23 protein-coding genes and 2 tRNA genes are annotated in these 23,503 nt (G+C 43.5%); 22 read left to right on the top strand and 3 right to left on the bottom strand.

Going from position 1 to position 23,503, the window contains the following annotated elements; genetic code table 11:
- The first annotated feature begins 17 nt into the window (after nucleotides 1-17).
- From rimM to MDMS009_RS15570, 6 genes are all read left to right on the top strand, one after another.
- A complete protein-coding gene (gene rimM, locus MDMS009_RS15595) occupies nucleotides 18-536 on the top strand; it encodes a ribosome maturation factor RimM (RefSeq protein WP_008292357.1) in 519 nt (172 codons plus the stop codon).
- A gap of 13 nt (nucleotides 537-549) precedes the next feature.
- Nucleotides 550-1,293, top strand: coding sequence for a tRNA (guanosine(37)-N1)-methyltransferase TrmD (gene trmD / locus MDMS009_RS15590; protein ID WP_043888465.1), 744 nt, complete (start codon nucleotides 550-552; stop codon nucleotides 1,291-1,293).
- Between the two features lie 14 nt (nucleotides 1,294-1,307).
- Nucleotides 1,308-1,652: a 50S ribosomal protein L19 gene (rplS, locus tag MDMS009_RS15585; protein ID WP_008292347.1), complete on the top strand. Its 345-nt coding sequence runs from the start codon at nucleotides 1,308-1,310 to the stop codon at nucleotides 1,650-1,652.
- A 108-nt stretch (nucleotides 1,653-1,760) separates the two neighbouring features.
- The gene (gene xerD / locus MDMS009_RS15580) at nucleotides 1,761-2,672 is read left to right on the top strand and encodes a site-specific tyrosine recombinase XerD (RefSeq protein WP_008292365.1); all 912 of its coding nucleotides are present in this window, start codon (nucleotides 1,761-1,763) and stop codon (nucleotides 2,670-2,672) included.
- 73 nt (nucleotides 2,673-2,745) lie between these two features.
- Complete coding sequence (locus MDMS009_RS15575) at nucleotides 2,746-3,231, top strand: YajQ family cyclic di-GMP-binding protein (RefSeq protein ID WP_008292330.1); 486 nt, start codon at nucleotides 2,746-2,748, stop codon at nucleotides 3,229-3,231.
- Between the two features lie 10 nt (nucleotides 3,232-3,241).
- Nucleotides 3,242-3,958, top strand: a complete 717-nt coding sequence (locus MDMS009_RS15570) for a DsbC family protein (RefSeq protein ID WP_043888464.1) — start codon at nucleotides 3,242-3,244, stop codon at nucleotides 3,956-3,958.
- Here MDMS009_RS15570 and MDMS009_RS15565 read toward each other — a convergent pair.
- A complete protein-coding gene (locus MDMS009_RS15565; RefSeq protein WP_008292307.1) occupies nucleotides 3,944-4,699 on the bottom strand; it encodes a UDP-2,3-diacylglucosamine diphosphatase in 756 nt (251 codons plus the stop codon). The genes MDMS009_RS15570 and MDMS009_RS15565 overlap by 15 nt on opposite strands.
- 43 nt (nucleotides 4,700-4,742) lie before the next feature.
- Nucleotides 4,743-5,318, bottom strand: coding sequence for a peptidylprolyl isomerase (locus MDMS009_RS15560; RefSeq protein ID WP_008292329.1), 576 nt, complete (start codon nucleotides 5,316-5,318; stop codon nucleotides 4,743-4,745).
- 266 nt (nucleotides 5,319-5,584) lie between these two features.
- Between MDMS009_RS15560 and MDMS009_RS15555 the strand changes: the two genes are divergently transcribed.
- On the top strand, nucleotides 5,585-7,258 hold the full coding sequence (locus tag MDMS009_RS15555) for a glutamine--tRNA ligase/YqeY domain fusion protein (protein WP_008292339.1): 1,674 nt from the start codon (nucleotides 5,585-5,587) through the stop codon (nucleotides 7,256-7,258).
- Nucleotides 7,258-8,649, top strand: coding sequence for a cysteine--tRNA ligase (cysS, locus tag MDMS009_RS15550; RefSeq protein WP_008292370.1), 1,392 nt, complete (start codon nucleotides 7,258-7,260; stop codon nucleotides 8,647-8,649). The genes MDMS009_RS15555 and cysS overlap by 1 nt, the downstream gene beginning before the upstream one ends.
- A 38-nt stretch (nucleotides 8,650-8,687) precedes the next feature.
- Here the strand turns inward: cysS and folD are convergent, their stop codons facing one another.
- Nucleotides 8,688-9,545 carry a bifunctional methylenetetrahydrofolate dehydrogenase/methenyltetrahydrofolate cyclohydrolase FolD gene (folD, locus tag MDMS009_RS15545; RefSeq protein WP_008292331.1) on the bottom strand — a complete coding sequence of 286 codons (858 nt, stop codon included), beginning with the start codon at nucleotides 9,543-9,545 and terminating at the stop codon, nucleotides 8,688-8,690.
- A gap of 141 nt (nucleotides 9,546-9,686) precedes the next feature.
- Between folD and MDMS009_RS15540 the strand changes: the two genes are divergently transcribed.
- The 14 genes from MDMS009_RS15540 (at nucleotide 9,687) to MDMS009_RS15475 (ending at nucleotide 23,480) form a co-directional block, all read left to right on the top strand.
- Nucleotides 9,687-9,763, top strand: a tRNA-Pro gene (locus tag MDMS009_RS15540).
- 38 nt (nucleotides 9,764-9,801) lie between these two features.
- Nucleotides 9,802-9,878: transfer RNA gene (locus MDMS009_RS15535), tRNA-Arg, on the top strand.
- A gap of 259 nt (nucleotides 9,879-10,137) precedes the next feature.
- Nucleotides 10,138-11,205 carry a dTDP-glucose 4,6-dehydratase gene (gene rfbB / locus MDMS009_RS15530; protein ID WP_008292336.1) on the top strand — a complete coding sequence of 356 codons (1,068 nt, stop codon included), beginning with the start codon at nucleotides 10,138-10,140 and terminating at the stop codon, nucleotides 11,203-11,205.
- Nucleotide 11,206: 1 nt separating this feature from the next.
- Nucleotides 11,207-12,088, top strand: coding sequence for a glucose-1-phosphate thymidylyltransferase RfbA (gene rfbA / locus MDMS009_RS15525; RefSeq protein ID WP_008292350.1), 882 nt, complete (start codon nucleotides 11,207-11,209; stop codon nucleotides 12,086-12,088).
- Between the two features lie 198 nt (nucleotides 12,089-12,286).
- Nucleotides 12,287-14,230, top strand: coding sequence for a polysaccharide biosynthesis protein (locus MDMS009_RS15520; protein WP_043888463.1), 1,944 nt, complete (start codon nucleotides 12,287-12,289; stop codon nucleotides 14,228-14,230).
- A gap of 90 nt (nucleotides 14,231-14,320) precedes the next feature.
- Complete coding sequence (glmS, locus tag MDMS009_RS15515) at nucleotides 14,321-16,267, top strand: glutamine--fructose-6-phosphate transaminase (isomerizing) (protein ID WP_043888461.1); 1,947 nt, start codon at nucleotides 14,321-14,323, stop codon at nucleotides 16,265-16,267.
- 68 nt (nucleotides 16,268-16,335) lie between these two features.
- Complete coding sequence (locus MDMS009_RS15510) at nucleotides 16,336-17,502, top strand: nucleotide sugar dehydrogenase (protein ID WP_008292355.1); 1,167 nt, start codon at nucleotides 16,336-16,338, stop codon at nucleotides 17,500-17,502.
- 228 nt (nucleotides 17,503-17,730) lie between these two features.
- Entirely contained in the window at nucleotides 17,731-18,060 is a 330-nt protein-coding gene (locus MDMS009_RS15505) for a MarR family EPS-associated transcriptional regulator (RefSeq protein WP_008292356.1), read from the top strand.
- Nucleotides 18,061-18,088: 28 nt separating this feature from the next.
- Nucleotides 18,089-19,264: a DegT/DnrJ/EryC1/StrS family aminotransferase gene (locus MDMS009_RS15500; RefSeq protein ID WP_008292352.1), complete on the top strand. Its 1,176-nt coding sequence runs from the start codon at nucleotides 18,089-18,091 to the stop codon at nucleotides 19,262-19,264.
- Nucleotides 19,261-19,971, top strand: a complete 711-nt coding sequence (locus MDMS009_RS15495) for a WbqC family protein (protein WP_043888460.1) — start codon at nucleotides 19,261-19,263, stop codon at nucleotides 19,969-19,971. The genes MDMS009_RS15500 and MDMS009_RS15495 overlap by 4 nt, the downstream gene beginning before the upstream one ends.
- A gap of 4 nt (nucleotides 19,972-19,975) precedes the next feature.
- Nucleotides 19,976-20,947, top strand: a complete 972-nt coding sequence (locus MDMS009_RS15490; protein ID WP_043888459.1) for an NAD-dependent epimerase/dehydratase family protein — start codon at nucleotides 19,976-19,978, stop codon at nucleotides 20,945-20,947.
- A gap of 5 nt (nucleotides 20,948-20,952) precedes the next feature.
- Nucleotides 20,953-21,942 (top strand): hypothetical protein, encoded by a 990-nt coding sequence (locus tag MDMS009_RS15485; RefSeq protein WP_008292297.1) that lies wholly within the window; start codon nucleotides 20,953-20,955, stop codon nucleotides 21,940-21,942.
- A gap of 243 nt (nucleotides 21,943-22,185) precedes the next feature.
- On the top strand, nucleotides 22,186-22,635 hold the full coding sequence (locus MDMS009_RS16375; protein ID WP_161596158.1) for a sulfotransferase: 450 nt from the start codon (nucleotides 22,186-22,188) through the stop codon (nucleotides 22,633-22,635).
- The gene (locus MDMS009_RS15475) at nucleotides 22,635-23,480 is read left to right on the top strand and encodes a sulfotransferase family protein (RefSeq protein ID WP_008292319.1); all 846 of its coding nucleotides are present in this window, start codon (nucleotides 22,635-22,637) and stop codon (nucleotides 23,478-23,480) included. Before MDMS009_RS16375 ends, MDMS009_RS15475 begins: the two co-directional genes overlap by 1 nt.
- Nucleotides 23,481-23,503: the final 23 nt, after the last annotated feature.

Here is a 23,503-nt window from a genome sequence, read left to right as displayed (position 1 = left end):
AAAGTCGAGGTTCGGGTATGGCAACATCCGAGGAGTTTATCCCGGTAGGTAAGATATCCGGCGCATTTGGTATCAAAGGTTGGGTAAAAGTATTTTCTTTTACTGACCCGCGCACCAATATCCTGGAATATTCACCACTGTTCCTGTCTCGGCAGGGAGAGTGGATTGAAATCAAAGTGTCCGGTGGGCATTTGCAGGGAAAAGGGGTCGTCATGGGTATTGCCAATGTGACTGACCGTGATCAAGTTCAACCATTAATTGGGTCTGAACTTGCGATCAAAAAAGAACAATTGGAACCGGCCGAGGAAGATGAATTTTACTGGTCGGATCTGCAAGGCCTGACGGTGATGAATCTTGAAGATGAAACACTGGGACAGGTTGACCATTTGCTGGAAACCGGTGCCAATGATGTATTGGTGGTAAAAGCAAAAGGTGAGAATACAGAACGATTGATTCCATTTGTGATGGAAGAGATCGTTAAAGCAGTCGATTTGGATAAACAGCTTATTCAGGTCGATTGGAGTAAAGATTATTGATGGAGAAAGGGGTATGCGCCTTGGTGTTATTTCCCTTTTTCCAAAGATGTTTGATGCCATTACAGAGTACGGTGTAACGGGGCGAGCAGTCAGTCAGGGGCGATTAAGCCTTAATTGCTGGAATCCGCGTGACTATACTCACGACAAGCATCGAACGGTAGATGACAGGCCTTATGGTGGAGGCCCAGGCATGGTGATGAAGGTAGCACCTCTTGAGGACGCTATCTCAGCTGCCAAGCAACAGCTGGGTGAAGACTGCAAAGTTATTTATCTGTCGCCACAAGGCAAAAAGCTGGATCAGCAGGCGCTGAAACAGTTAGCAAGCAGAGATAAAATGATTCTGGTTGCCGGACGTTATGAAGGTATTGATGAACGTCTGATTGAAAAACAGATTGACGAGGAATGGTCGATTGGTGACTACGTCCTCAGCGGTGGTGAATTGGCAGCAATGGTTATGATTGACGGTGTTGCTAGGTTATTACCCGGTGTATTGGGAGATGAAAACTCTGCGGAGCAGGATTCTTTTATGACAGGATTTTTAGACTGTCCCCATTACACCAGACCGGAAAAGTTATTTGACCAGTCAGTACCCGAGGTATTGCTGGGGGGTGATCATGAAGCGATTCGCAAATGGCGCCTAAAACAGTCCTTGGGACGAACGTGGTTGCGACGACCTGACTTGTTGGCAAAAGAGACTTTGACTGACGAGCAGAAAGCGCTATTAGAAGAGTTTATTGCCGAGAGCGGGCAGGATTAGTTGGGAGTTGAACAATGAGTAACATTATCGAACAGCTTAACGCTGAACAAGTAAGACAGGATATCCCTGAGTTTTCAGCGGGTGACACTGTCGTTGTAAAAGTTAAAATCAAAGAAGGCGACCGTGAGCGTGAACAGGCGTTTGAAGGTGTAGTCATTGCTAAACGCAATCGTGGTCTGCACTCTGCGTTTACCGTTCGTAAAATTTCAAACGGTGTTGGTGTTGAGCGTGTATTCCAAACTCACAGCCCAAGCATTGCAAGCGTAGATGTGAAACGTCGTGGTGATGTACGTCGTTCTAAGCTGTACTATCTGCGTGACTTGACTGGTAAAGCAGCACGTATTAAAGAAAAGCTGTAACACCACTGGCAGGGTTGTTTAACAATCCATGCAGTTCAAAGGGCAGTGTTCTCACTGCCCTTTTTTGTTTGTGTCTTGCTAAGATATCAACCTGATAAAGGAACGATAATGAGCGAGCAAGACGAACCCACCTCTACCAGTCGCTATTTACAGCCATTTCTGGATAGCCTTTGGCTAGAAGCAGGACTGAGTCAGAATACGGTTGAAGCCTATCGTCGCGACTTACTGGCATTTGCCGCCTGGTTAGCCAAGCTCGATGTGGATTTAGCAGCAGCAACACAGCACGATATCCAGCGTTACCAGAGTCAGCGTATGCGCGAAGGACGTAAAGTCCGGAGTGAAGCTCGGTTACTGTCTACCTTGAGGCGTTTCTATCGCTATCTGTTACGAGAAGATATTCGTGATAGCGACCCCACGGCACAACTTGAATCCCCACGTTTAGGTAAACCGTTGCCTGATAGTCTTACCGAGCAGGATGTTGAAGACTTACTCGCACAACCGGATATTACTGATCTGCTGGGACTGCGTGATCGCACCATGCTAGAGCTGCTTTATGCCAGTGGACTTCGGGTATCAGAATTGGTCGGGTTAAAACAAGAACAGATCAACATGCGACAGGGATTGGTGCGTTGTATTGGTAAAGGCAATAAAGAGCGCCTAGTGCCTTTAGGTGAAGTCGCACTCGACTGGTTACAGCAATATTTCTATGAAAGTCGTCCTGGTCTACTTAACGGCAAAGTGACTGATGATGTGTTTCCAACTCGGCGAGGCAAAGCAATGACCCGTCAGGCTTTTTGGTACATCATTAAGCGTTACGCGAAACAGGCTCAGATCCAAAAAACCTTATCTCCACATACCTTACGTCATGCATTTGCAACACATTTACTTAACCATGGTGCTGATTTACGAGTGGTACAGCTATTACTTGGGCATTCCGATTTATCAACCACGCAAATCTATACACACGTCGCCAAAGAAAGGTTGAAACAATTACACGGCCAACATCACCCTAGAGGCTGATAACACCTGACCCGAACAACATCCAGTGTTACACTAGCTTGCTTTTAAGTATGACACTGCGGGAGAGTGGGCTATGCCATCCTTTGATATCGTCTCAGAAGTCGATAAACATGAACTGACAAACGCTGTTGATCAAGCGAATCGCGAACTGGCGAATCGATTTGATTTTCGTGGAACTGATGCTCGCGTTGATCAGTCTGACAAAGTGTTAACACTTCATGCCGATAGTGACTTTCAATTGGATCAACTGCTGGATATTCTAAGGCTGAAACTGGTAAAACGCGGTATTGAGATTAGTTGTCTGGAAGTTAAAGATCCGGTAGGTAATGGCAAAATGCGTAAACAAGATGTCATTGTTCGCGAAGGAATAGAGAAAGACTTATCACGCAAAATCGTCAAAATCATCAAAGAAAGCAAAACCAAGGTGCAAGCCGCTATTCAGGGTGAGAGTGTCAGGGTGACAGGGAAAAAACGTGATGATTTGCAGGGTGTGATGGCTATGCTGAAGGGCAATGAGGCGATTGATATGCCACTGCAATTCAATAATTTCAGAGACTAGGAAACAAACAATGCTGAAACAGTACTTTATTTCGCTCGCCCTCCTGTGGGGTGGTTTAGCCCATGCGGCTGACCTCGATAAACTCAAGCAACAACTAGAAAAGTCTTTGCCTGAAGTTAAGATTGATAGTCTGCAAGAGGTCGATAACACCGGCTTGTATGAAGCGGTGGTTAATGGCGAAATTATTTACTTTTCTGCTGATGGGCGCTATGCGTTGCAGGGTGAACTGGTCTCACTGGAATCAAGAACTAACCTGACCGAACAACGCAAAGTCAGCTTGAGAAAGGACATGCTGAATACGCTGGATGAAAAAGATATGATTATCTTTGAACCCGAAAAGCCTGAACATACGTTAACGGTATTTACCGATATTGACTGCGTGTACTGCCGCAAAATGCACTCAGAAATTGAACAATACAAAGAGCAGGGCATTCGAATTCGTTACATGGCCTATCCTCGGGGAGGCATTGATTCAGAATCCTACGATGATGCCGTCACCGTCTGGTGTGCTGATGACCGTCATGAGGCGATGACGCGTGCTAAACAAGGTGAAGAGCTAGCGGCTAAAACCTGTGATAACCCGGTAAAAGCGGAGTTTAATATTGGTCGTAAAATGGGCGTTCAAGGCACGCCAGCATTATTTATGGAATCAGGTCAGATGCTGCCGGGTTACGTTCCTGCAGAGCGTTTGAGACAGATCCTAGACCAAAACTCAGGTCAATCTTAATTGTGACGCTTCATCTGCGACGCGGTGATCGTGCAAACTGAGTTGCCGATCATCGATAAGCAGGTAACTCATTTTATCTTGCCAGTCACCTAAAACTACGCGGTGTACCTTATGTCCAGCTTGTGTCTCTAATGAGTGGATAGCAGGTCGGTGAGTGTGTCCATGGATGAGTAAATCAATCTTACGCTCACGCATCACACGCACGACTTCGGCTTGATTCACATCCATAATCATGGCCGTTTTCATCTGCTTCTTTTGCTGACTTTTTTGTTTTATCTTGTCCGAAATATGTTGCCGGAATCTGGCAGGTAAGGCTAAGAATAGGCGCTGCAAAACGGGATTTCGTACCACGCGTCGGTAACGCTGATAGCTCACATCATCAATGCAGAGACTATCACCATGCAGCAGTAATGTTTTATGACCAGCAATATCAAGAAGGTAACCATCATCTAATAAGCGTGCGCCCACTGTCTTTGCGAAGGCGTGCCCCAGCATGAAGTCACGATTTCCCACCATTAGATGCAATTTGATGCCTTGGGCAGACAATGCCTGTAGCGTTGCAACAAAACTAGCAAATTCATCCGGCACCAAATCATCACCTAACCAAGTGTTGAAAATGTCACCTAAGATATAAACTTCATCAACTTGATTTTTTTTTGCATTCAGCAAGTCACAGGCTAACTGCGTCAAAGTCGGATTGCTTGGACTGAGGTGAAGGTCGGAAATAAAAAGTTTTGTCATAAAGGGAAATCTGCCCCTTGATGAGAGGGGCAGTATTCAGGCGTTAAAGAACGCTTGCTTTGATAATTAGTACTGTTTCAGCAGGGACATCCTGATGAGGGCCGCGCATGGTTGTTTTGACGGCGCGAATTTTATCAACGACATCCATTCCTTCAACCACTTCACCGAACACAGCATAACCCCAACCGCTTGGTGCTTTACCTTTAAAATCCAAAAAGTCATTATCAACGGTGTTGATAAAAAACTGTGCCGTGGCGGAATGCGGATCGTTTGTACGCGCCATCGCGAGCGTGCCGCGTTTATTGCTTAAGCCGTTATCCGCTTCGTTTTCAATCGGTGCTTTGGTTTCTTTTTGTTGGAAGTTCTCATCAAAACCACCACCCTGAATCATGAAGTTTTCAATAACACGGTGAAAGATCGTCGCATCGTAAAAACCATCTTCAACATAGCTTAGAAAGTTAGCCACAGTATTGGGTGCTTTGTCTCTGTTCAGTTCAATGACGATGTTGCCATGACTGGTTTCTAATTGAACCTGGGGAGCGGCACCACCCTCAGCGTGGGCAGATAAAGAAAATGAAGCAAAGAAAAGTGGGGCCAAGTGACGATAAAGTAATTTCATGAGTGAGAAAATCCAAACGAGTGCTTAAAAGCCTAATGATAGAGCATCTATGTGTGTAATGGGAGCACCAGTATTCAATTTTAGTAGCAAATTAAAGTGCCATCAGCGATGTGTGAAGAAAAAAACAGCGTCTTTTTCAGCTTAGCGTGACTGCATCATTTGACTGATAGTCGAAGTGTAAGTGACTTATTTATTGAAAGAGTGCTGTTACCGGAGAAGGCTGACAGCGTATAATGCGCCTTTTTATATAAGTTTAGTCATTCGCTATGTCGGAATCAGCTGTTAGCCATAATTTTATACGCCCTATCATTCAGGAAGATATTGACGCAGGCAGAGTGGCCGGAAAAGTGGTTACTCGTTTTCCTCCAGAGCCTAATGGTTATCTTCATATCGGGCATGCCAAGTCTATTTGCCTGAACTTTGGCTTAGCTGAAGAGTTTGGTGGCGATTGTCATTTACGCTTTGATGACACCAACCCAGCGAAAGAAGAGCAGGAATATATTGAAGCTATCAAGGAAGATGTTCAGTGGTTGGGGTTTAAGTGGGCTGGAGATGTGCGCTATGCCTCTAACTATTTCGATCAGTTTTATGGTTGGGCCATTGAGCTTATCAAACAGGGCAAAGCCTATGTGTGTGATTTAACAGCCGAACAAGCTAGTGAATACCGTGGCTGGGCGACCAAGCCGGGTAAGGCATCGCCATTTCGCGATCGAAGCGTCGAAGAAAACTTGGCTTTGTTTGAAAAAATGAAGCAAGGTGAGTTTGAAGAAGGTTTTTGTGTATTACGCGCGAAAATAGATATGGCTTCGCCCAATATGAATCTGCGTGACCCTATTCTTTATCGCATTCGTAAGAAAGCACATCACCAAACTGGGGATAAGTGGTGTATCTACCCCAGCTATGATTTTGCCCACGGACAAGGCGATGCGATTGAAGGTGTCACTCATAGTATCTGTACACTGGAATTTCAGGATCATCGTCCTTTGTATGAGTGGTTTATTGAAAACCTGCCCTTACCGTCCGAGCCAAAGCAATATGAGTTTGGGCGTCTCAATATCAACTATACAGTGACCAGTAAGCGCAACTTAAAGCAACTGGTTGATGACAATATTGTTGCCGGCTGGCATGACCCCCGGATGCCTACAATTTCAGGCATGAGAAGACGTGGATATTCGGCATCAGCGCTTCGCGCTTTTTGTAATGGTCTTGCCGTGGCAAAAACAGACGGCATTGTGGATATTGCGCAACTGGAATTTGAGATCCGCAATGATTTGAATGAAAACGCGGCGCGAGCCATGTGCGTGCTGAATCCCTTGAAAGTCAGTATTACTAACGCGCCGGAGAGTGTTGAATGGTTGGAAGTTGCTAACCATCCGCAACAGGAAGCCATGGGCAAGCGCTCATTGCCATTCACTAAAGAGATCTTTATTGATGCGTCCGACTTTACGGAAGACACCACACTGAGCCGGAAAAAATTCAAACGCTTGGTGATTGGTGATTATGTGCGATTACGCGGTGCTTATGTCATCAAGGCGGACGATGTTATCAAGAACGACAACGGCGACATTATCGAAATTATTGCTTCTTTAGTGCCTGATACGGTTGGTCAAAATCCGCCACCTGAAATGAAACCACGCGGTGTTATTCACTGGGTGTCAGCGACGGAAGGCAAGGAAGTTGAGTTGCGCCTTTATGATAGATTGTTTATCTCGGAAGCTCCGGGAAAAGAAACAGGTAACTATCTTGATGATGTGAACCCGGATTCTTTAGCAGTGATTAAAGCGATTGCCGAACCAGCCATTGTTAACTGTGAACCAGAAACGGCGTTTCAGTTTGAACGAGAAGGCTACTTTGTGAGTGACCGCTATGATCACAGCGACGATAACCCTGTTTTCAACCTAACTATCAGTCTAAAAGAAGATACATCAAAAAATAAATAATGCTAAAAATTCATAACAGTTTATCTCGACAAAAAGAGACGTTTAAGCCAATCACCGCTGGCAAGGTCAACATGTATGTTTGTGGCATGACGGTTTACGACCTTTGCCACGTCGGTCATGCTCGAGTGATGGTGGTCTTTGATGTGGTCACCCGTTACCTGCGGGCACTGGGCTACAATGTCACCTATGTCCGAAACATCACTGATATTGATGACAAAATCATCAAACGTGCTGCAGAAAATGGTGAAACAATTCAGGCTTTAACAGAACGTTTTATCGCTGAAATGCATCAAGATGCCGATGCCTTAGGTGTTTTGCGCCCTGATCTGGAACCCAAAGCCACCGAGTCGATGCCAGAAATTTTGGCTATGGTTGAAACGCTCATCGGTAAAGGGCTGGCATATAAAGCGGATAACGGTGACGTCTATTACGATGTCAGTAAGTTTGAAGCTTACGGTAAGCTCTCAGGTCGTCAGGTAGACGATCTTCGTGCTGGTGAACGCATCGCCGTCAATGAAGCGAAAACCGATCCCTTAGATTTTGTGTTGTGGAAGGCCGCGAAAGAAGGTGAACCAGCCTGGGAGTCACCCTGGGGTATGGGCCGTCCCGGTTGGCATATTGAATGCTCGGCCATGTCAGCACATTGCTTGGGTGAGCACTTTGATATTCATGGCGGTGGTCAGGATTTACAGTTTCCACATCATGAAAATGAGATTGCCCAGTCAGAAGGCGCGCATGATTGCCAGTCAGTAAATTACTGGATGCACAATGGTTTTGTGCGTATTGATGATGAGAAAATGTCCAAGTCATTGGGTAATTTTTTCACAGTACGTGAAGTCTTAGCGCAATATCCTGCTGAAGCGGTCCGTTATTTTATTCTCTCCAGTCATTATCGTAGTCCACTTAACTATGCTGAAGATCAACTGGAGCAGGCTAAAGCGGCGTTAACACGGTTTTATACCTCCTTACGTGATGTCGAGCCACAGCCTGAACTCAACTGGCAAGATGATAAAGAGTTCGGTTCGCGCTTTGCTGAGGCGATGGATGATGACTTTAATACCGCCTTGGCACTCTCTGTTATGGCCGATGTTCGCCAGGCTCTAAATAAAGCCTTAGAAAATAATGAAGCTGATTTGGCTGCCTATCTAGCGGGTTTGTTATTATCTTTCGGTGATGTTTTAGGCTTATTCCAGCAAGATGCAGAGACATTTTTAGTTGGTGATATGGCAGAAGACTCTGACGCTGATGCCATTGACGCTTTGATTGTTGAGCGCAATCAGGCTCGTGCGGATAAGAACTGGTCTCGTGCTGATGATATTCGCGATCAACTTAGCGAGATGGGGATTGTGATTGAAGATGCAGCGGGTAAAACGAGCTGGCGTCGAGCTTAGAGAAAATAAGCGCCTGCTAGATGGCAGGCGCTGTTTGCTTAGTTTTTATGTAAGTGCTCGGCAGCAAATAAGGTATTTTCCAATAAAGTTGCTACCGTCATCGGCCCTACACCACCCGGAACCGGCGTAATCCAAGACGCATTTTCTTTGGCGACATCAAACTCAACATCACCAGTGAGTTTGCCATTATCAAGACGGTTAATACCGACATCAATAACAATTGCGCCCGGTTTAATCCAATCGCCAGGAATAAAGTTAGGCTTACCCACAGCGACGACCAATAAATCGGCTCGTCTTACTTGGTCTTCCAAGTTATTGGTCCAGCGATGGCAGACGGTAGTGGTACAACCTGCTAATAGTAACTCTAGCGCCATTGGGCGACCGACGATGTTAGAAGCACCGACGACCACCGCTTCCAGTCCTTTTAGATCAACTTCGGTACTGCGTAAAAGCGTAATAATGCCTTTCGGCGTACATGGTTGCAGGACAGGAATACGTTGAGCCAGACGGCCGATGTTGTATGGGTGGAAACCATCTACGTCTTTATGTGGGGCAATATGTTCAATAACGGTTTCGCTATCAATATGATCAGGAAGCGGAAGCTGGACTAATATGCCGTCGATTTCGTTATCTTTATTGAGTTTATCGATAAGGGCAAGCAACTCATCCTGAGTCGCGGTTTCTGCTAAATCATAAGCTTCAGATTTAAATCCAATTTCTTCGCAGCTTCGACGTTTACTGCCAACGTAGACCTGGGAGGCTGGATTACTACCAATCAAAACGACGGCCAAGCCAGGGCGACGTTTTCCGGCTGCAACTCGCTGATCAGTCGCTAGCTTTAGCTGTTGTTTGAGATCGGCGGCGACAGCCTTGCCATCGATTATCTTTGCGCTCATTCAAGGTTCCCGGTCATACAAAAGCGGCTATGATCGCATGATGCGACAAGAACAGCAAAAAATATCCAAACAGTGATTGACTCCCGTTCTGTAACCACGTATTATTTCGCCTTCTTCGAGGATGACTTCTTCGAATTAAGTCGGGGCATAGCGCAGTCTGGTAGCGCATCTGGTTTGGGACCAGAGGGTCGGGAGTTCGAATCTCTCTGCCCCGACCACTTCCTAAACGCATTATCCTCGCTTAGACACAATCAATGCGCCCGTAGCTCATCTGGATAGAGCATCGGCCTTCTAAGCCGAGGGTAGCAGGTTCGAGTCCTGCCGGGCGTACCACTTCTCCAATACTTCCCGCATCTTCACTCACTGACTATTCTCGCCACTCTGGCTTATTTTAGTTTCAATTAAGTAGTGTGGAGGATTGTCCTGAAAAAAACGCTCTGAGCATTCTATCTTTTCCTGCCTTGTTCGATGTCAAAACGAAGTAATAGAGGCAAAAAAAACTGTGATCTGTATTTTAGTTAAAGATTAGATTTGTTTGTATGGTTTGAATTCGTTTAGCATTATCCGAATAATTCAAAACGAAATAGACTCCGTGACTCAAAAAACACTCATTATCACTGGTGGTGCAGGCTTTATTGGCTCAGCATTAATTCGTCGCTTAATTACTCAATCAAATTATCAAATCATTAATGTAGACAAATTAACCTATGCCGGTAATTTGGAGTCTTTGAAGAGTATTGAGTCTCATCCTAACTATATTTTTGTTCAGGCTGATATTTGCGATGCTGGTAAGATGGCAGAGGTCTTCAGTTTCTACCAACCTAGTGCGGTGATGCATTTAGCAGCTGAGTCGCACGTTGATCGATCAATTGATGGACCTGCAGACTTTGTACAGACCAACTTAGTTGGTACATACACGATACTGGAAGCAGCACGTGCTTATTGGAATAAATTACCTTCAGAACGTGCTGATAATTTCCGTTTCCATCACATATCGACTGATGAAGTCTTCGGCTCCCTGGGTGAGCATGGTCTTTTTGAAGAGACCACTCCGTACCAACCCAACTCACCGTACTCAGCAACTAAAGCAGGTAGTGATCACTTGGTTAGAGCTTGGCAGCACACTTACGGTTTGCCTGTGCTTATGTCGAACTGCTCAAATAATTACGGACCATTTCAATTCCCTGAGAAATTAATCCCTTTGATGATTAATAATGCTGTTTCAGGTAAGGCATTACCGATATACGGTAGAGGCGACAATATTCGAGATTGGTTATATGTCGAAGACCATGTTGAAGCGCTTCAATTAGTACTGGAGAAAGGCACTGTTGGGGAGAGCTACAATATTGGTGGGTTTAACGAGCATACAAATATCGACGTAGTGGAAACGTTGTGTGGAATTCTGGATGAATTAATTCCAGATTCAGACTTTGTACCGCACAAAAAACTGATTGAATTTGTCACTGATCGGCCTGGACACGATCAACGTTACGCAATTGATGCAACAAAAATTCAACAAGAGTTGGGCTGGCGGCCACGTGAAACTTTTGCAACCGGGTTACAAAAAACGGTGCAATGGTACTTAGAAAATCATGAATGGAGTCAACACGTGATGGATGGAAGTTATCAACAAAACCGACTAGGACTTGGAGAAAAATAAGATGGCAGCACGGAAAGGTATTGTCCTTGCTGGTGGAAGCGGTACACGTCTCCATCCTGTGACTCAGTCAATAAGTAAACAGTTATTACCTATTTACGATAAACCAATGATCTATTATCCCTTATCAACATTGATGCTTGCGGGTATACGAGATATTTGTATTATTTCCACGCCTCAGGATACGCCGCGTCTTCAGCAGCTTTTGGGAGATGGTCAACAATGGGGACTTAATTTAAGTTACATCATTCAAGCTACACCTGATGGTATTGCCCATGCATTCATTCTCGCGAAGGACTTTATTGCTGAGGATAATGTTGCACTTATTTTGGGAGACAATGTTTTCCACGGTCATAATTTAGCAGACGTAATGAATAAGGCTGAGCAGAATGAAGACGGTGCCACAGTTTTTGCTTATCGAGTATATGACCCAGAACGTTATGGGGTAGTGGAGTTTGATAAGACAGGGAGCGTTTTGAGTATTGAAGAAAAACCTAAAATGCCTAAGTCTAATTATGCGATCACAGGTCTATATTTCTATGACAATAAGGTGGTGGATGTTGCAGAAAATTTGAAGCCATCAGCGCGTGGTGAACTAGAAATTACGGATATTAACCGCCACTATCTTGAGTGTAATAATATTCAAGTTCGTGTCATGGGTAGAGGTATGGCATGGTTAGACACTGGAACACACGATTCACTTTTAGAAGCTTCACAATTTATTCAAACAATCGAAAAGAGGCAAGGAATGAAGGTAATGTGTCCTGAAGAAATTGCATTTCGAAAAGGATATATAGAAGCCGAACAACTTGAATTATTAGCTAAACCTTTGTTGAAAAGCGGTTATGGTGATTATTTGATTCAGATACTAAAAGAAAGCAGATAAGCTGTCTTTGAACAAAGGTTCACGAGAGACTGTAAATTTGTTCAAACTAAAGTCGATTCCGTGAATAACTAAAAAAACTTATTGCTTGGCCTGCGATGGTCAAGGCCTCACAGTTTTTACTACCATCTCTATTATTGGGTAATGTAAAGTCTTTGCTTATCTATAATTTAGCGTAGACAAACTTAGATGGACTAACTTTTGAATTTGTATAATAAAATTAACTTACTATCTGGTTGGTTCCTTGGGCGCCCGCGCGTAGTTAAAAGGCTCATCAGTATTGTTGTTGATGTATGTGCTGTTGTTCTTGCTTTATGGTGCGCCTTCTCTTTGAGGTTAGGGGAATTCTATGTTCCATTGCCGCACCAAGTATGGATATTCATATTAGCGCCAGCAATCGCTATTCCTATATTTATCCGATTTGGGTTATATCGTGCAGTGATCCGTTACATTGGCATGGATGCATTGTGGGCTATCACTAAAGCAGTATTTTTATATTCAGTATTTTTTTCAGTCATAGTATTAATTTCGGGTGAAATGGCTGGCAGAGTACCTCGAACGGTTTACGGGATTGATGCGGTCATCGTTATGCTGTTTGTTGGTGGCAGTCGTTTTTTTGCAAGATGGATATTTAACGAAAGTAATCAGAATAAGCGAGCTGGTATTGACACCACACAATATGTGCCACCAGTGCTGATCTATGGCGCTGGTCGGGCGGGGGCGCAACTAGCCACCATGCTTAAAATGAGCCATCAAATGCGGCCAGTCGCGTTTATTGATGACAGCTCCACGCTTTTAAACCAAGAGATAAATGGCTTGCGAGTCTATGCTTTTGAGAAATTAACAGGCTTAATTGAAAAGTTTCATGTGCGTGATGTATTACTCGCCATGCCATCAGCCAGCCGCCATCAGCGGAATCTCATTTTACAACAATTAGAACAGTATCCACTTCACGTAAGAACCTTGCCAGATTTGATGGATATTGCCGAGGGCCGCATAGAAGTTTCAGATATTCAGGAAGTGGATATCGGCGATTTGCTTGGACGTGAAGCGGTAATGCCTGATCAGGATCTGCTGCATAAAAATATCCACAATAAAGTGGTCATGGTAACGGGTGCTGGCGGCTCAATCGGCTCAGAACTTTGTCGTCAGATTAGTCAGTTACAGCCGACTATGCTTATCCTATTTGAAATCAGCGAATTCAGTCTTTATCGCTTAGAGATGGAACTGGCAAAAGTAGCTAACCACATTCCAGTTGTTTCGATCCTAGGCTCTGTGGTGAATCAGAAAAGAGTAGCAGCGATTTGTAAACAATTTAATGTGCAGACTATCTACCATGCAGCTGCGTATAAACATGTGCCTATTGTAGAAAAGAATATCAGTGAGGGCGTGCGAAATAATGTGTTTGGCACTTTAAACTGCGCGCAAGCTGCTATTGAATCAGACGTAGAAACATTCGTACTTATTTCTACTGACAAGGCAGTAAGACCGACCAATACCATGGGGGCGAGTAAACGACTGGCTGAACTGGTGTTACAGGCACTGGCAGACTCGACAACCTTACATCAAAAAACGCGCTTTACCATGGTGCGCTTTGGGAATGTACTGGGTTCTTCAGGTTCCGTTGTGCCGTTATTTCGAGAGCAAATTGCTGCGGGCGGTCCTGTCACGGTAACGGATGCTGAAATCATTCGTTATTTTATGACTATTCCGGAAGCGGCCGAACTTGTTATTCAGGCTGGTGCAATGGGGCTGGGTGGTGATGTATTTGTATTGGATATGGGGCAACCTGTCAAAATTGTCGATTTAGCAAAAAGCATGATTCACTTGAGCGGCTTTACCGTAAGAGATGAAACAACTCCAAATGGTGATATTGAGATTCAGTTTACTGGCCTGCGACCAGGTGAAAAATTATTTGAAGAGCTATTAATTGGCAGTAATGTGACTCAAACTGTGCATACAAAAATCAGCCGGGCTGAGGAGAAAATTATCCCATGGCCTGAGCTGTCAGTATTGTTGGATAAACTTACTCAAGCAGCAGACTCTGATGATTGTGTGCAACTGCGAGAGTTGCTGTTGTTAGCCGTAGATGAATTCAAACCGCAATGTGGAGTGAGTGACTGGTTACTGACTACAGAAATGTGACAGGAAGCTAAGCAAACTCGAATTGACAAAAAAACGTGAGTTATACAGCGGTATAATTCCAAATAGTACAAAGAAAAGGAAGATAAATACGTGTGTGGAATAGTTGGTGGCATTGCCGAACGTAACGTTGCTCCCATCCTAATGGAAGGGTTGAGACGGCTTGAGTATCGTGGTTATGACTCATCAGGCATGGCGCTGTTGGATGCTGACGCTAATTTACATCGTGTTCGCGCAATAGGAAAAATTAAGCAGCTTGAAAATAAGGTCGATGCACTAGATGAACCATTCACTGGTCAAATCGGCATAGCCCATACACGCTGGGCAACACACGGTATTCCTTCTGAAAATAATGCTCACCCGCATATTTGTAACAACAAAGTGGCGGTTGTGCACAATGGCATTATCGAAAACTATCAGACACTCAAACATAAGCAGCTGGCGGCGGGATACAAGTTTACCTCGGAGACTGATACGGAAGTTGTCGCACATGAAATTTTTGATAACTTAACGGAATCAGATGATCTACTTGATGCTGTGATGCAGTCATTGAAATCGTTTGAAGGCGCCTATGCACTGGGTGTGATGGCAACGGATAATCCCGATACGCTGGTTGCTGCCAGAAAAGGCAGTCCATTAGTGATTGGTGTCGGCATCGGTGAACATTTCATCGCATCAGACGTTTCTGCATTATTACCGGTTACCCAAAACTTTATCTTCCTTGAAGATGGTGATGTTGCTTGTTTATCACGTGATCGCATTGAAATTTTTAGTGTGTTGACAGGTGAACGGGTTGAACGCCCGATCAAGCATTCAAATCTCAATATTACGGCTGTAGAGCTGGGCAAACACCGTCACTACATGCACAAAGAAATCTTTGAGCAGCCGCAAGCTGTCATCGATACTTTGGAAGGGCGCATCACACAGGATCAAATTTTAGTATCCAGTTTTGGACCTACCGCTGAGGCTATTTTTGCCAGTGTTAATCGCATCCATATCATTGCCTGTGGAACCAGTTATCATGCTGGGATGGTTGCCAAATACTGGACTGAGGATATTGTCGGTATACCCTGCCAAGTTGAGGTTGCCAGCGAGTTTCGTTATCGCAACCCAGTGATTGAAAACCATACCTTGTTTGTCACAATCAGTCAGTCGGGTGAAACGGCAGATACGTTGGCCGCACTACAACAGATCAACGCGATGCGTCAGAACAAAACTGCAGGGCTACGAAGTCGACGAGCGTCAGATACCCAATCGGATCATCAGGACAACTCAACCCTCTCGAGTACGAGTTCAGACGCACTGAACCTTCCTACTTTAAGTATTTGTAATGTTGCTGAGAGTAGTCTGACTCGCGAGGCAGATCTGGTGTTTTTAACGCATGCTGGTCCAGAAATCGGCGTCGCTTCAACCAAAGCATTTACTACCCAATTGGTCGCCCTGGCTTTGTTATTGACGAGTATTGGTAAAGTCCAAAACCGGCTTGATGATGGTCGGGAAGCAATGATTGCCGGTGGGCTACAGAAGCTACCTAACCTCATTACCATGGCATTGGGGCATGAAGATGAGATTCGACGAATTTCAGAGGATTTTGCCGACAAACAGCATGCTTTGTTTTTGGGCCGTGGCACCATGTACCCGATTGCTTTGGAAGGTGCTCTTAAGCTCAAAGAAATCAGTTATATTCATGCTGAAGCCTACCCTGCCGGTGAGTTAAAACATGGGCCTTTGGCATTGATTGATGAAACAATGCCGGTTATCGCTATTGCTCCTTTAGATGACTTACTTGAGAAGCTCAAATCGAACCTTCAGGAAGTAAAAGCCCGTGGTGGCCAGATGATCGTTTTTGAAGATGAGCGAAGTGACATTAGCTCTGAGAACAGCTTTAAAGTGGTGAAAGCAACCACCAATGTGGGACGTATTACAGCACCCATTACATACAATATACTTTTGCAACTCCTCAGCTATCACGTTGCCTTGATCAAAGGCACCGATGTAGATCAACCACGCAATTTAGCGAAATCAGTCACTGTCGAATAATACAGCTGTCATAGTAGTGAAATAATCTTTCATGACACTGTGCTAAAAACAATTAGGTAAGAATTAATATGAAAATTGCTGTAGCGGGTACTGGCTATGTCGGCCTTTCTCTTGCGGTGTTACTTGCTCAACACCATGAAGTTATTGCTCTGGATATTATCGAAGATAAGGTGGAGCAACTAAATCATGGTCAATCACCGATTGAAGATAAGGAAATTCAGGACTTTCTTGATAATAAGTCGCTCAATTTCAAAGCGACATTGGATAAACACGAAGCGTATGAGAATTCAGACTATGTGATCATTGCCACCCCGACAGATTATGACCCAGATACAAATTATTTTGATACTAAGAGTGTAGAAGCAGTTATCAAGGATGTCAGTAGTGTCAATCCTAATGCCATCATGGTCATCAAATCGACAGTGCCAGTAGGCTATACAGCCGCTCTGAGTAAAGAAGTTGGGACAGAAAAAGTCTTTTTTTCGCCTGAGTTTTTAAGAGAGGGTAAAGCCCTCTACGATAACCTTTACCCCTCACGTATTGTTGTTGGCGAAAACAGTGAGCGAGCAAAGGTTTTTGCTGATCTACTGGTTCAAGGGGCGCAAAAGCAAGACATTCAGGTATTGTTCACTGAGAGCACTGAAGCTGAAGCAATCAAGCTTTTTTCAAATACTTACCTTGCTATGCGTGTGGCTTACTTTAACGAACTGGATTCATACGCTGAAACCCATGGTCTTGATACCCGCCAGATTATTGAGGGGGTGGGGCTAGACCCCAGAATTGGTAATCATTACAACAACCCGTCTTTCGGATATGGCGGATATTGCCTGCCTAAAGACACCAAGCAGTTGCTGGCAAATTATGAAAATGTGCCTAGTAATTTAATCCAGGCTATAGTTGATGCCAATACAACCCGCAAAGATTTTATTGCCAATCAAATTATCAAACAGCAGCCCAAAGTGGTCGGTATTTATCGTTTAGTCATGAAGCAAGGATCGGATAATTTCCGGGCATCAGCCATCCAAGGTGTAATGAAACGAATCAAAGCTAAGGGCATTGAAGTTATTCTTTTTGAGCCAGCCATGAAGGAAGCCAGCTTTTTTAATTCAGCAGTTATCAAAGATCTTGGTGTATTTAAGGCCAAATCAGATGTTGTCATTGCTAATCGCATGACCGATGATATTCATGATATACGCAATAAAGTTTATACCCGAGACCTATTCGGCAATGATTGAACAATTACATGCGAGCTATTGGCATTAAGAGTACTTTTTAAGGTATCAAGGCTAGGCTTAAAAAACTGAGCATCGGATCTATCACTAGGTTGTGACGATAAGCAGTATTTACGCCACTTCATGCACAGTAAACTCATCTTCTTCTTTCTTGCAAGAGCACTAGTCATTTACAAGCTGAGTTAACTACGCTATTTTGTGTTCATTTGTTGAACGCATGAAAATAGTATTATGCTTACAGATGAATACCGATACAAAATCTTCAAATTAGTTGAAGCTAATCCTGAGGTCAGTCAGAGAGAGCTTGCGCGTAAGTTAGGCATAAGTTTAGGTAAAACAAACTTTTGTCTCAAAGCATTAATTGACAAAGGTTTAATAAAAGTAAATAACTTTCGCAATAGCAATAATAAGCTTGCTTACGCCTATAAACTGACCCCATCGGGTATAGATGAAAAAGCAAATGTGACGATTCGATTCTTGAAGAAAAAGATGAAGGAGTATGAATTGTTAAAACAAGAAATTGAAAACATCAGCCAAGAAGTTCGACATGATTCTCACTAACATGAATAAACATTTTTACTGTGCTTAGATGAAAAATATTCAATCAAAAACAGACTTAGCCATCAATGGCGCTCCTCCGGCGTTTGATGAACCACTGCATGTAGGTCGTCCTAATGTGGGAGAAAAAGCTGAATTTCTTAAGCATGTTGATGATATTTTTGAGAGCAAGTGGCTGAGTAATAATGGCCCAAAAGTTCAGCTTTTAGAGCAACGAGTTGCCGATTATCATAATGTGAAATACTGTATTGCAATGTCTAATGGGACAGTTGCCCTGGAAATAGCAATTCGAGCATTAGAACTTGAGGGGGAAGTGATAATCCCTTCCTATACGTTTATAGCTACTGCACACGCACTCTCTTGGCAAGGCATTACGCCTATTTTTGCAGATATTGACCCTGATACTCATTGCTTAGACCCTGATTCGGTCAGAAAAATGATTTCTCCCAACACCACTGGTATTATCGGTGTTCATCTTTGGGGGCAGACAGCGCCTGTGGATGAGTTACAGAAAATAGCAGATCAACATAACCTTAAATTGATGTTTGATGCGGCACATGCATTTGGCTGCTCATACAAAGGCCAAATGATAGGAAATTTTGGTGAAGCGGAAGTACTAAGTTTTCATGCTACCAAACTATTCAATACCTTTGAGGGTGGAGCAGTATTAACGAATAATGATGCATTAGCTGAAAAAATGCGTTTGATGCGTAATTTTGGTTTTAGCGGTTTGGATAATGTTATTTATTCAGGCACAAATGGAAAGATGACAGAAATCTGTGCCGCCATGGGGTTGGTGAACCTAGATAATTTGGACGCAGTTGTTAAGCGTAATCAAGAAAACTACAGGGCCTACCAACAAGGAATCGACGGGCTACCGGGGTTGAGTCTGTCTACGTTTGATGAAAGCGAACGTAATAACTACCAGTACGTGGTCATGGAAGTCGGAGAAGATTGTCCGGTCAGTCGTGATGACATGGTCGAAGCATTACATGCTGAAAATATCCTTGCCCGCAAATACTTCTGGCCAGGGTGCCACAATATGCTTCATTACAGGAAGCTCTACCCTCATGCTCGATTATTACTGCCTATGACTGAGCAAATGAGTGACAAGGTGGTGGTACTACCAACCGGGACCTCTCTATCAGCTGAGATTGTTAATGTAATAACGCAAGTTGTTGAAACAGTTGTGGGAGGAAAAAGTTGAAGTTAGCCATCATGCAGCCTTATTTCCTTCCGTACCTAGGGTATTGGCAATTGATAGCCGCTGTAGATAAGTTTGTTGTGTATGACGATGTTAACTTCATCAAAAATGGCTGGATAAACAGGAACCGAATCCTCTGCAATGGCAACGTCAGTTACCTGACTATTCCTCTCTACCAGGCATCTCCGAATAAACTGATCTATCAAGTCGAGTTCAGTTCGCAGGTGGATTGGCGAAAAAAAATATCCAAATCATTGCAGGCGGCCTATGGTAGAGCACCGGAGTATAAGAATGTCAGTAGTCTGTTTGAAGCGATTCTTTACTATGAGTATGCAGATATTTCTGACTTCCTGGTGAATCAAATTACGGTTTTGTGTGATTTTATGAAGCTCAATACAAGGATTCAGAACACAAGCAAGGTATACCAAAACCATCATCTTCGAGGCCAAGAGCGTGTCATTGATATTTGTAGAGCAGAAGCGGCCGATACCTACATAAATCCATTTGGTGGTAGAGAGTTATATAACTCTGATGAATTTAGTTGTGCAGGCATTGATCTGAAGTTCTTGAGTTCTATTCCTACGCCATACCAGCAGAAGGCCTCAGAATTTGTTCCCGGGTTATCCATCGTTGACATATTGATGAATAACAAACCAGAGCAGGTTCGAGACATGCTGAGAAACTATCAATTAGTTCCGGGAGGAATTTAAGCAAATGAGCAGGGTGTTAGTGATTGGTGCCAGCGGAAGTTTGGGAAGCGTTGTTGCTGAGCAGCTTTCACAAAAAAATCAGGTGACCGGGACATATTGTAGTCGGGAACCGACGATAAAAATCGACAAGGTTGAATACAAACAGCTAAATATTACAGACAAAAAGGCGTTTGAAGGGCTGGAAAAAGGCTTTGATTGCGTTGTTCTTGTATCGGGCGCAATGCCTGCGACTATGTCTGGATATGAGCCACAGACATATATAGATGTCAACATCACTGGCACATTGAATACGCTTGAATTTTGTCGGCAAAGAAATATACCAAAACTGATTTTTATCATGACATTTTCAGACGTCTCGGATTCATTTTACAGTGGACTTCCTATTACGACCGAGCAACCAAGAAAACTGGCAATGACAGGCGACCATGCTGTGTATGGCATATCAAAAGCCACAGCATGTGACTTAATCGAACATTACCATCAGGAGTATGACTTACAGACAATCCTTTTCAGGATACCGACAGTTTACTGTGCCGACGATAATGTCGATTTTTACGTAGATGGCGTTAAGCGGACAAAAGCTTATGTCAAAATGATCCGCAGTGTCGTCCAGCATAAAAAAATCGAAATTTGGGGTAACCCTGAAAATGCCAAAGATATGCCCTATGTGAAAGATTTTTCACGGCTGATAGAGTTGGCGGTAAGTAGCAAAACAGCACAGGGACTTTATAATGCTGGCACTGGAAGCCCTGTGACCCTTGAGCAACTTGTTAATGAAATCATTCAGGTATTCGCTGGCGAAGAGTCTGTAGAGAAAACATATCGTCCGGAGATGGCGTCGCAACCAAACTTTACGTTTGACATGAGCAAGACCGAAGCTGATTTTGGCTACCAGCCTCAATATGACTTAAGAAGTATGCTCATGGATATCAGAGACAGTGTCGATTCCGCAGTCTGGTTAACAAGCGATCTCTGAGTATTATGAAGCGTCTTTTATTACACCTTGGATTGCCTAAAACTGCCACAACAACATTACAACACCATGTATTTCAGCCACTGCATGTGAATGGAAAAATAAACTTTTTGGGCAAAGTTATTGATTTCAATGTGCATGGAAAAGCCACCTTCCGTAATTACACGGGGGGATTTATTCGCAAAGCTTGTGAGGGAAATGATGTAGGTAGTTTGAGTGAGCAACTCAATAATGCACTTGATGAGAATAAGCTAAATGTTTTTAGTGATGAAGGCATTATGGTCTCTTATCCGGGTAAAGAAAATCTGCCATTGACGGAAAAAGTAAGGAACCTGAGTGAGATGTTATTGGATTATGATGTCCGGGTTTTATTGACTGTAAGGCAGCCATTAGACTATTTGTTTTCGCTATACGTAGAGTTATACAAAGACTTTCACAGCAAGGATAAAAGCAAAAATACTTTTAACAAATATGCATCGAGCATATTAGCCAGTGCTAACCCGGTTGATCAATCATCAGTGTATATACACGATAATATTGCTTTGTTGAGCAAGTTTTTTCCTACCACAGTCGTGTTTTTTGAAGATTTAAAATACGATCAATCTGCTTACATTCAATCATTCTCTCATCTCTTTGACGAAGATGTTGAAGAGGTGATCACGGCTGCATTTGAAACAAAGCAAGAGAATGTGAAGAAAAATCTTAATAATGGTGTTTACAGCTTAAATGGTTTGTCTCTGCGCGGAGTAAAGAACAAAGCATCGAACTGGCTCAGACCCATGAAGCCTGTCCACAACCTTTTAAAGCAGCTCTATAGATCGCAGTGGCTACCATTTTCCTTCATCACGGAGCGTAACTTCTTTCAACGTGAGTGTTTCATCAACGGCCTGATCCTGAAATGGCCGAAAAACTTATGGAAATCGTTGGTGTTCCCTCTACGTTTAATGCTCCACAGTACGACATTAGTGAAGAAAAACTTAAACGATATGGTTATCTAGCTCCCGACGATCAGAATGGAAAATAATCTGAAAGTAAGAGTTATTTACGCGGTTAATTACAGTTTCACGCAATACCTGTAATCGACTCACGTTAGCTGGAATCACAGAAGTGTTCTGCATAGTTTGATAAAACTGGAACACTTCGATAAAAGCCTGGCAGACCTCGGGATGATAGTAGGTATCAGCTGAGCAGAACCTATGAGCCATGATACGAAAGATTTGCTCCGATCATTGAATATGTAAATCAGCCCAGGCATTCCAAGACTCACCGTTCTCATTTCATTATACTATGTCGCGCTAGACCAGGCTTTTCCGAGGAGTAAGTTCATTCTGACTGTAAGAAATGATGCTGAACAGTGGTACAACTCCATCACAAAATTTCATGGAAAGAAGTGGGCAGGTGGAAATATACCAACCAAGGAAGATTTAATGAATGCCGTGAATGGTGTTAAAGGCCGTCCTTGGATTGTAAATCAAGCATTGTTTGATACGCCCGAGGATGAGCCATATAGAAAAGCTGACCTTATTAGCTTTTATAATCGACATATTGAGGATGTGACGAGATATTTTAAATATCGACCAACGGATCTATTAGTCATCAACCTCTCAGAGAGAGGTGCGTACCAAAAGTTTGTAGACTTTTTGGATGTTGAGTCACCATATAATTCTTTCCCCTGGGAAAATAAAACCTAATGAGTAATAAAGTAAAAGCCAGACTGAAAAAAATTATCAGGCAAAGGCTGCCTGTCAATGACCCGAATTTTATGGTGATAGGGTCACAAAAGTGTGGTACCAGTTCACTTCATTACTATCTCAATCAACATGCCAGCCTGGTCGGATCAGATCCCAAAGAAGTGCATTTTTTTGATAGGGATATCCATTTTGGTAAACAACTGAGTGAATATCGAAAGCATTTCAGGGGGCGGCGTGATCGACTTCACTTTGAGTCTAGTCCCTCATATATTTATTCCCCCCAGACTGCCAGCAGAATTTACGAGACTTATCCTGAAATAAAATTCATAGTCACTTTTCGGGACCCAGTTAAAAGAGCCTATTCAGCATGGAATCACTATCGCCAGCTTTTCGAAAAGGACAAAAATACCTTTCAAAACCGTCGCAGGCGTGAGGGTAATCTTCTATGCGACAAGTTTTTCACAGGGCGGCAGCAATTTCCTTCTTTCAGGGAATGTATCGACATCGAGCTGGAACTCATTGAGAAAGGGGAGGGGGTTGAACCAGCCCTCTTACGTCGAGGTTTGTATCTTCAGCAGTTACAAACATACTGGCAGTTTTTCGAACCGGGGCAACTGCTGATATTGGGCTTCAAAGACTTGGTTTCTGATACGGAAAAAACGCTGAACCGCGTTTGTGAATTCATCGGAGTCAGTCAAATGGACTGGTCAACCATTGATCGTGAACCGCGTAACGTGCGTGATTATACTGCGCCGATGTTAGAGACAGACAAACAGTATCTGGAAGCCTTTTTTGCTGAACCAAACCAAGCATTATTTGAGCGAATTGGCCCGTTAAATTGGTAACAAACACGTCTCTCAAAAATAAA

Source organism: Methylophaga thiooxydans DMS010 (assembly GCF_000156355.1).
GTDB lineage: Bacteria > Pseudomonadota > Gammaproteobacteria > Nitrosococcales > Methylophagaceae > Methylophaga > Methylophaga thiooxydans.
This window is presented reverse-complemented; position numbering and strand designations above follow the sequence as displayed.

What these genes read in the sequence shown, in the direction of transcription:
- MDMS009_RS15490 (WP_043888459.1), top strand. Translation starts at nt 19,976, where the DNA reads ATGAGCAGGGTGTTAGTGATTGGTGCCAGCGGAAGTTTGGGAAGCGTT.
- rfbA (WP_008292350.1), top strand. Translation starts at nt 11,207, where the DNA reads ATGGCAGCACGGAAAGGTATTGTCCTTGCTGGTGGAAGCGGTACACGT.
- MDMS009_RS15555 (WP_008292339.1), top strand. Translation starts at nt 5,585, where the DNA reads ATGTCGGAATCAGCTGTTAGCCATAATTTTATACGCCCTATCATTCAG.
- MDMS009_RS15570 (WP_043888464.1), top strand. Translation starts at nt 3,242, where the DNA reads ATGCTGAAACAGTACTTTATTTCGCTCGCCCTCCTGTGGGGTGGTTTA.
- MDMS009_RS15560 (WP_008292329.1), bottom strand. Translation starts at nt 5,318, where the DNA reads ATGAAATTACTTTATCGTCACTTGGCCCCACTTTTCTTTGCTTCATTT.
- MDMS009_RS15485 (WP_008292297.1), top strand. Translation starts at nt 20,953, where the DNA reads ATGAAGCGTCTTTTATTACACCTTGGATTGCCTAAAACTGCCACAACA.
- MDMS009_RS15505 (WP_008292356.1), top strand. Translation starts at nt 17,731, where the DNA reads ATGCTTACAGATGAATACCGATACAAAATCTTCAAATTAGTTGAAGCT.
- MDMS009_RS15500 (WP_008292352.1), top strand. Translation starts at nt 18,089, where the DNA reads ATGAAAAATATTCAATCAAAAACAGACTTAGCCATCAATGGCGCTCCT.
- rplS (WP_008292347.1), top strand. Translation starts at nt 1,308, where the DNA reads ATGAGTAACATTATCGAACAGCTTAACGCTGAACAAGTAAGACAGGAT.
- MDMS009_RS15565 (WP_008292307.1), bottom strand. Translation starts at nt 4,699, where the DNA reads ATGACAAAACTTTTTATTTCCGACCTTCACCTCAGTCCAAGCAATCCG.
- trmD (WP_043888465.1), top strand. Translation starts at nt 550, where the DNA reads ATGCGCCTTGGTGTTATTTCCCTTTTTCCAAAGATGTTTGATGCCATT.
- MDMS009_RS15575 (WP_008292330.1), top strand. Translation starts at nt 2,746, where the DNA reads ATGCCATCCTTTGATATCGTCTCAGAAGTCGATAAACATGAACTGACA.
- xerD (WP_008292365.1), top strand. Translation starts at nt 1,761, where the DNA reads ATGAGCGAGCAAGACGAACCCACCTCTACCAGTCGCTATTTACAGCCA.
- MDMS009_RS15475 (WP_008292319.1), top strand. Translation starts at nt 22,635, where the DNA reads ATGAGTAATAAAGTAAAAGCCAGACTGAAAAAAATTATCAGGCAAAGG.
- cysS (WP_008292370.1), top strand. Translation starts at nt 7,258, where the DNA reads ATGCTAAAAATTCATAACAGTTTATCTCGACAAAAAGAGACGTTTAAG.
- MDMS009_RS15510 (WP_008292355.1), top strand. Translation starts at nt 16,336, where the DNA reads ATGAAAATTGCTGTAGCGGGTACTGGCTATGTCGGCCTTTCTCTTGCG.
- folD (WP_008292331.1), bottom strand. Translation starts at nt 9,545, where the DNA reads ATGAGCGCAAAGATAATCGATGGCAAGGCTGTCGCCGCCGATCTCAAA.
- rimM (WP_008292357.1), top strand. Translation starts at nt 18, where the DNA reads ATGGCAACATCCGAGGAGTTTATCCCGGTAGGTAAGATATCCGGCGCA.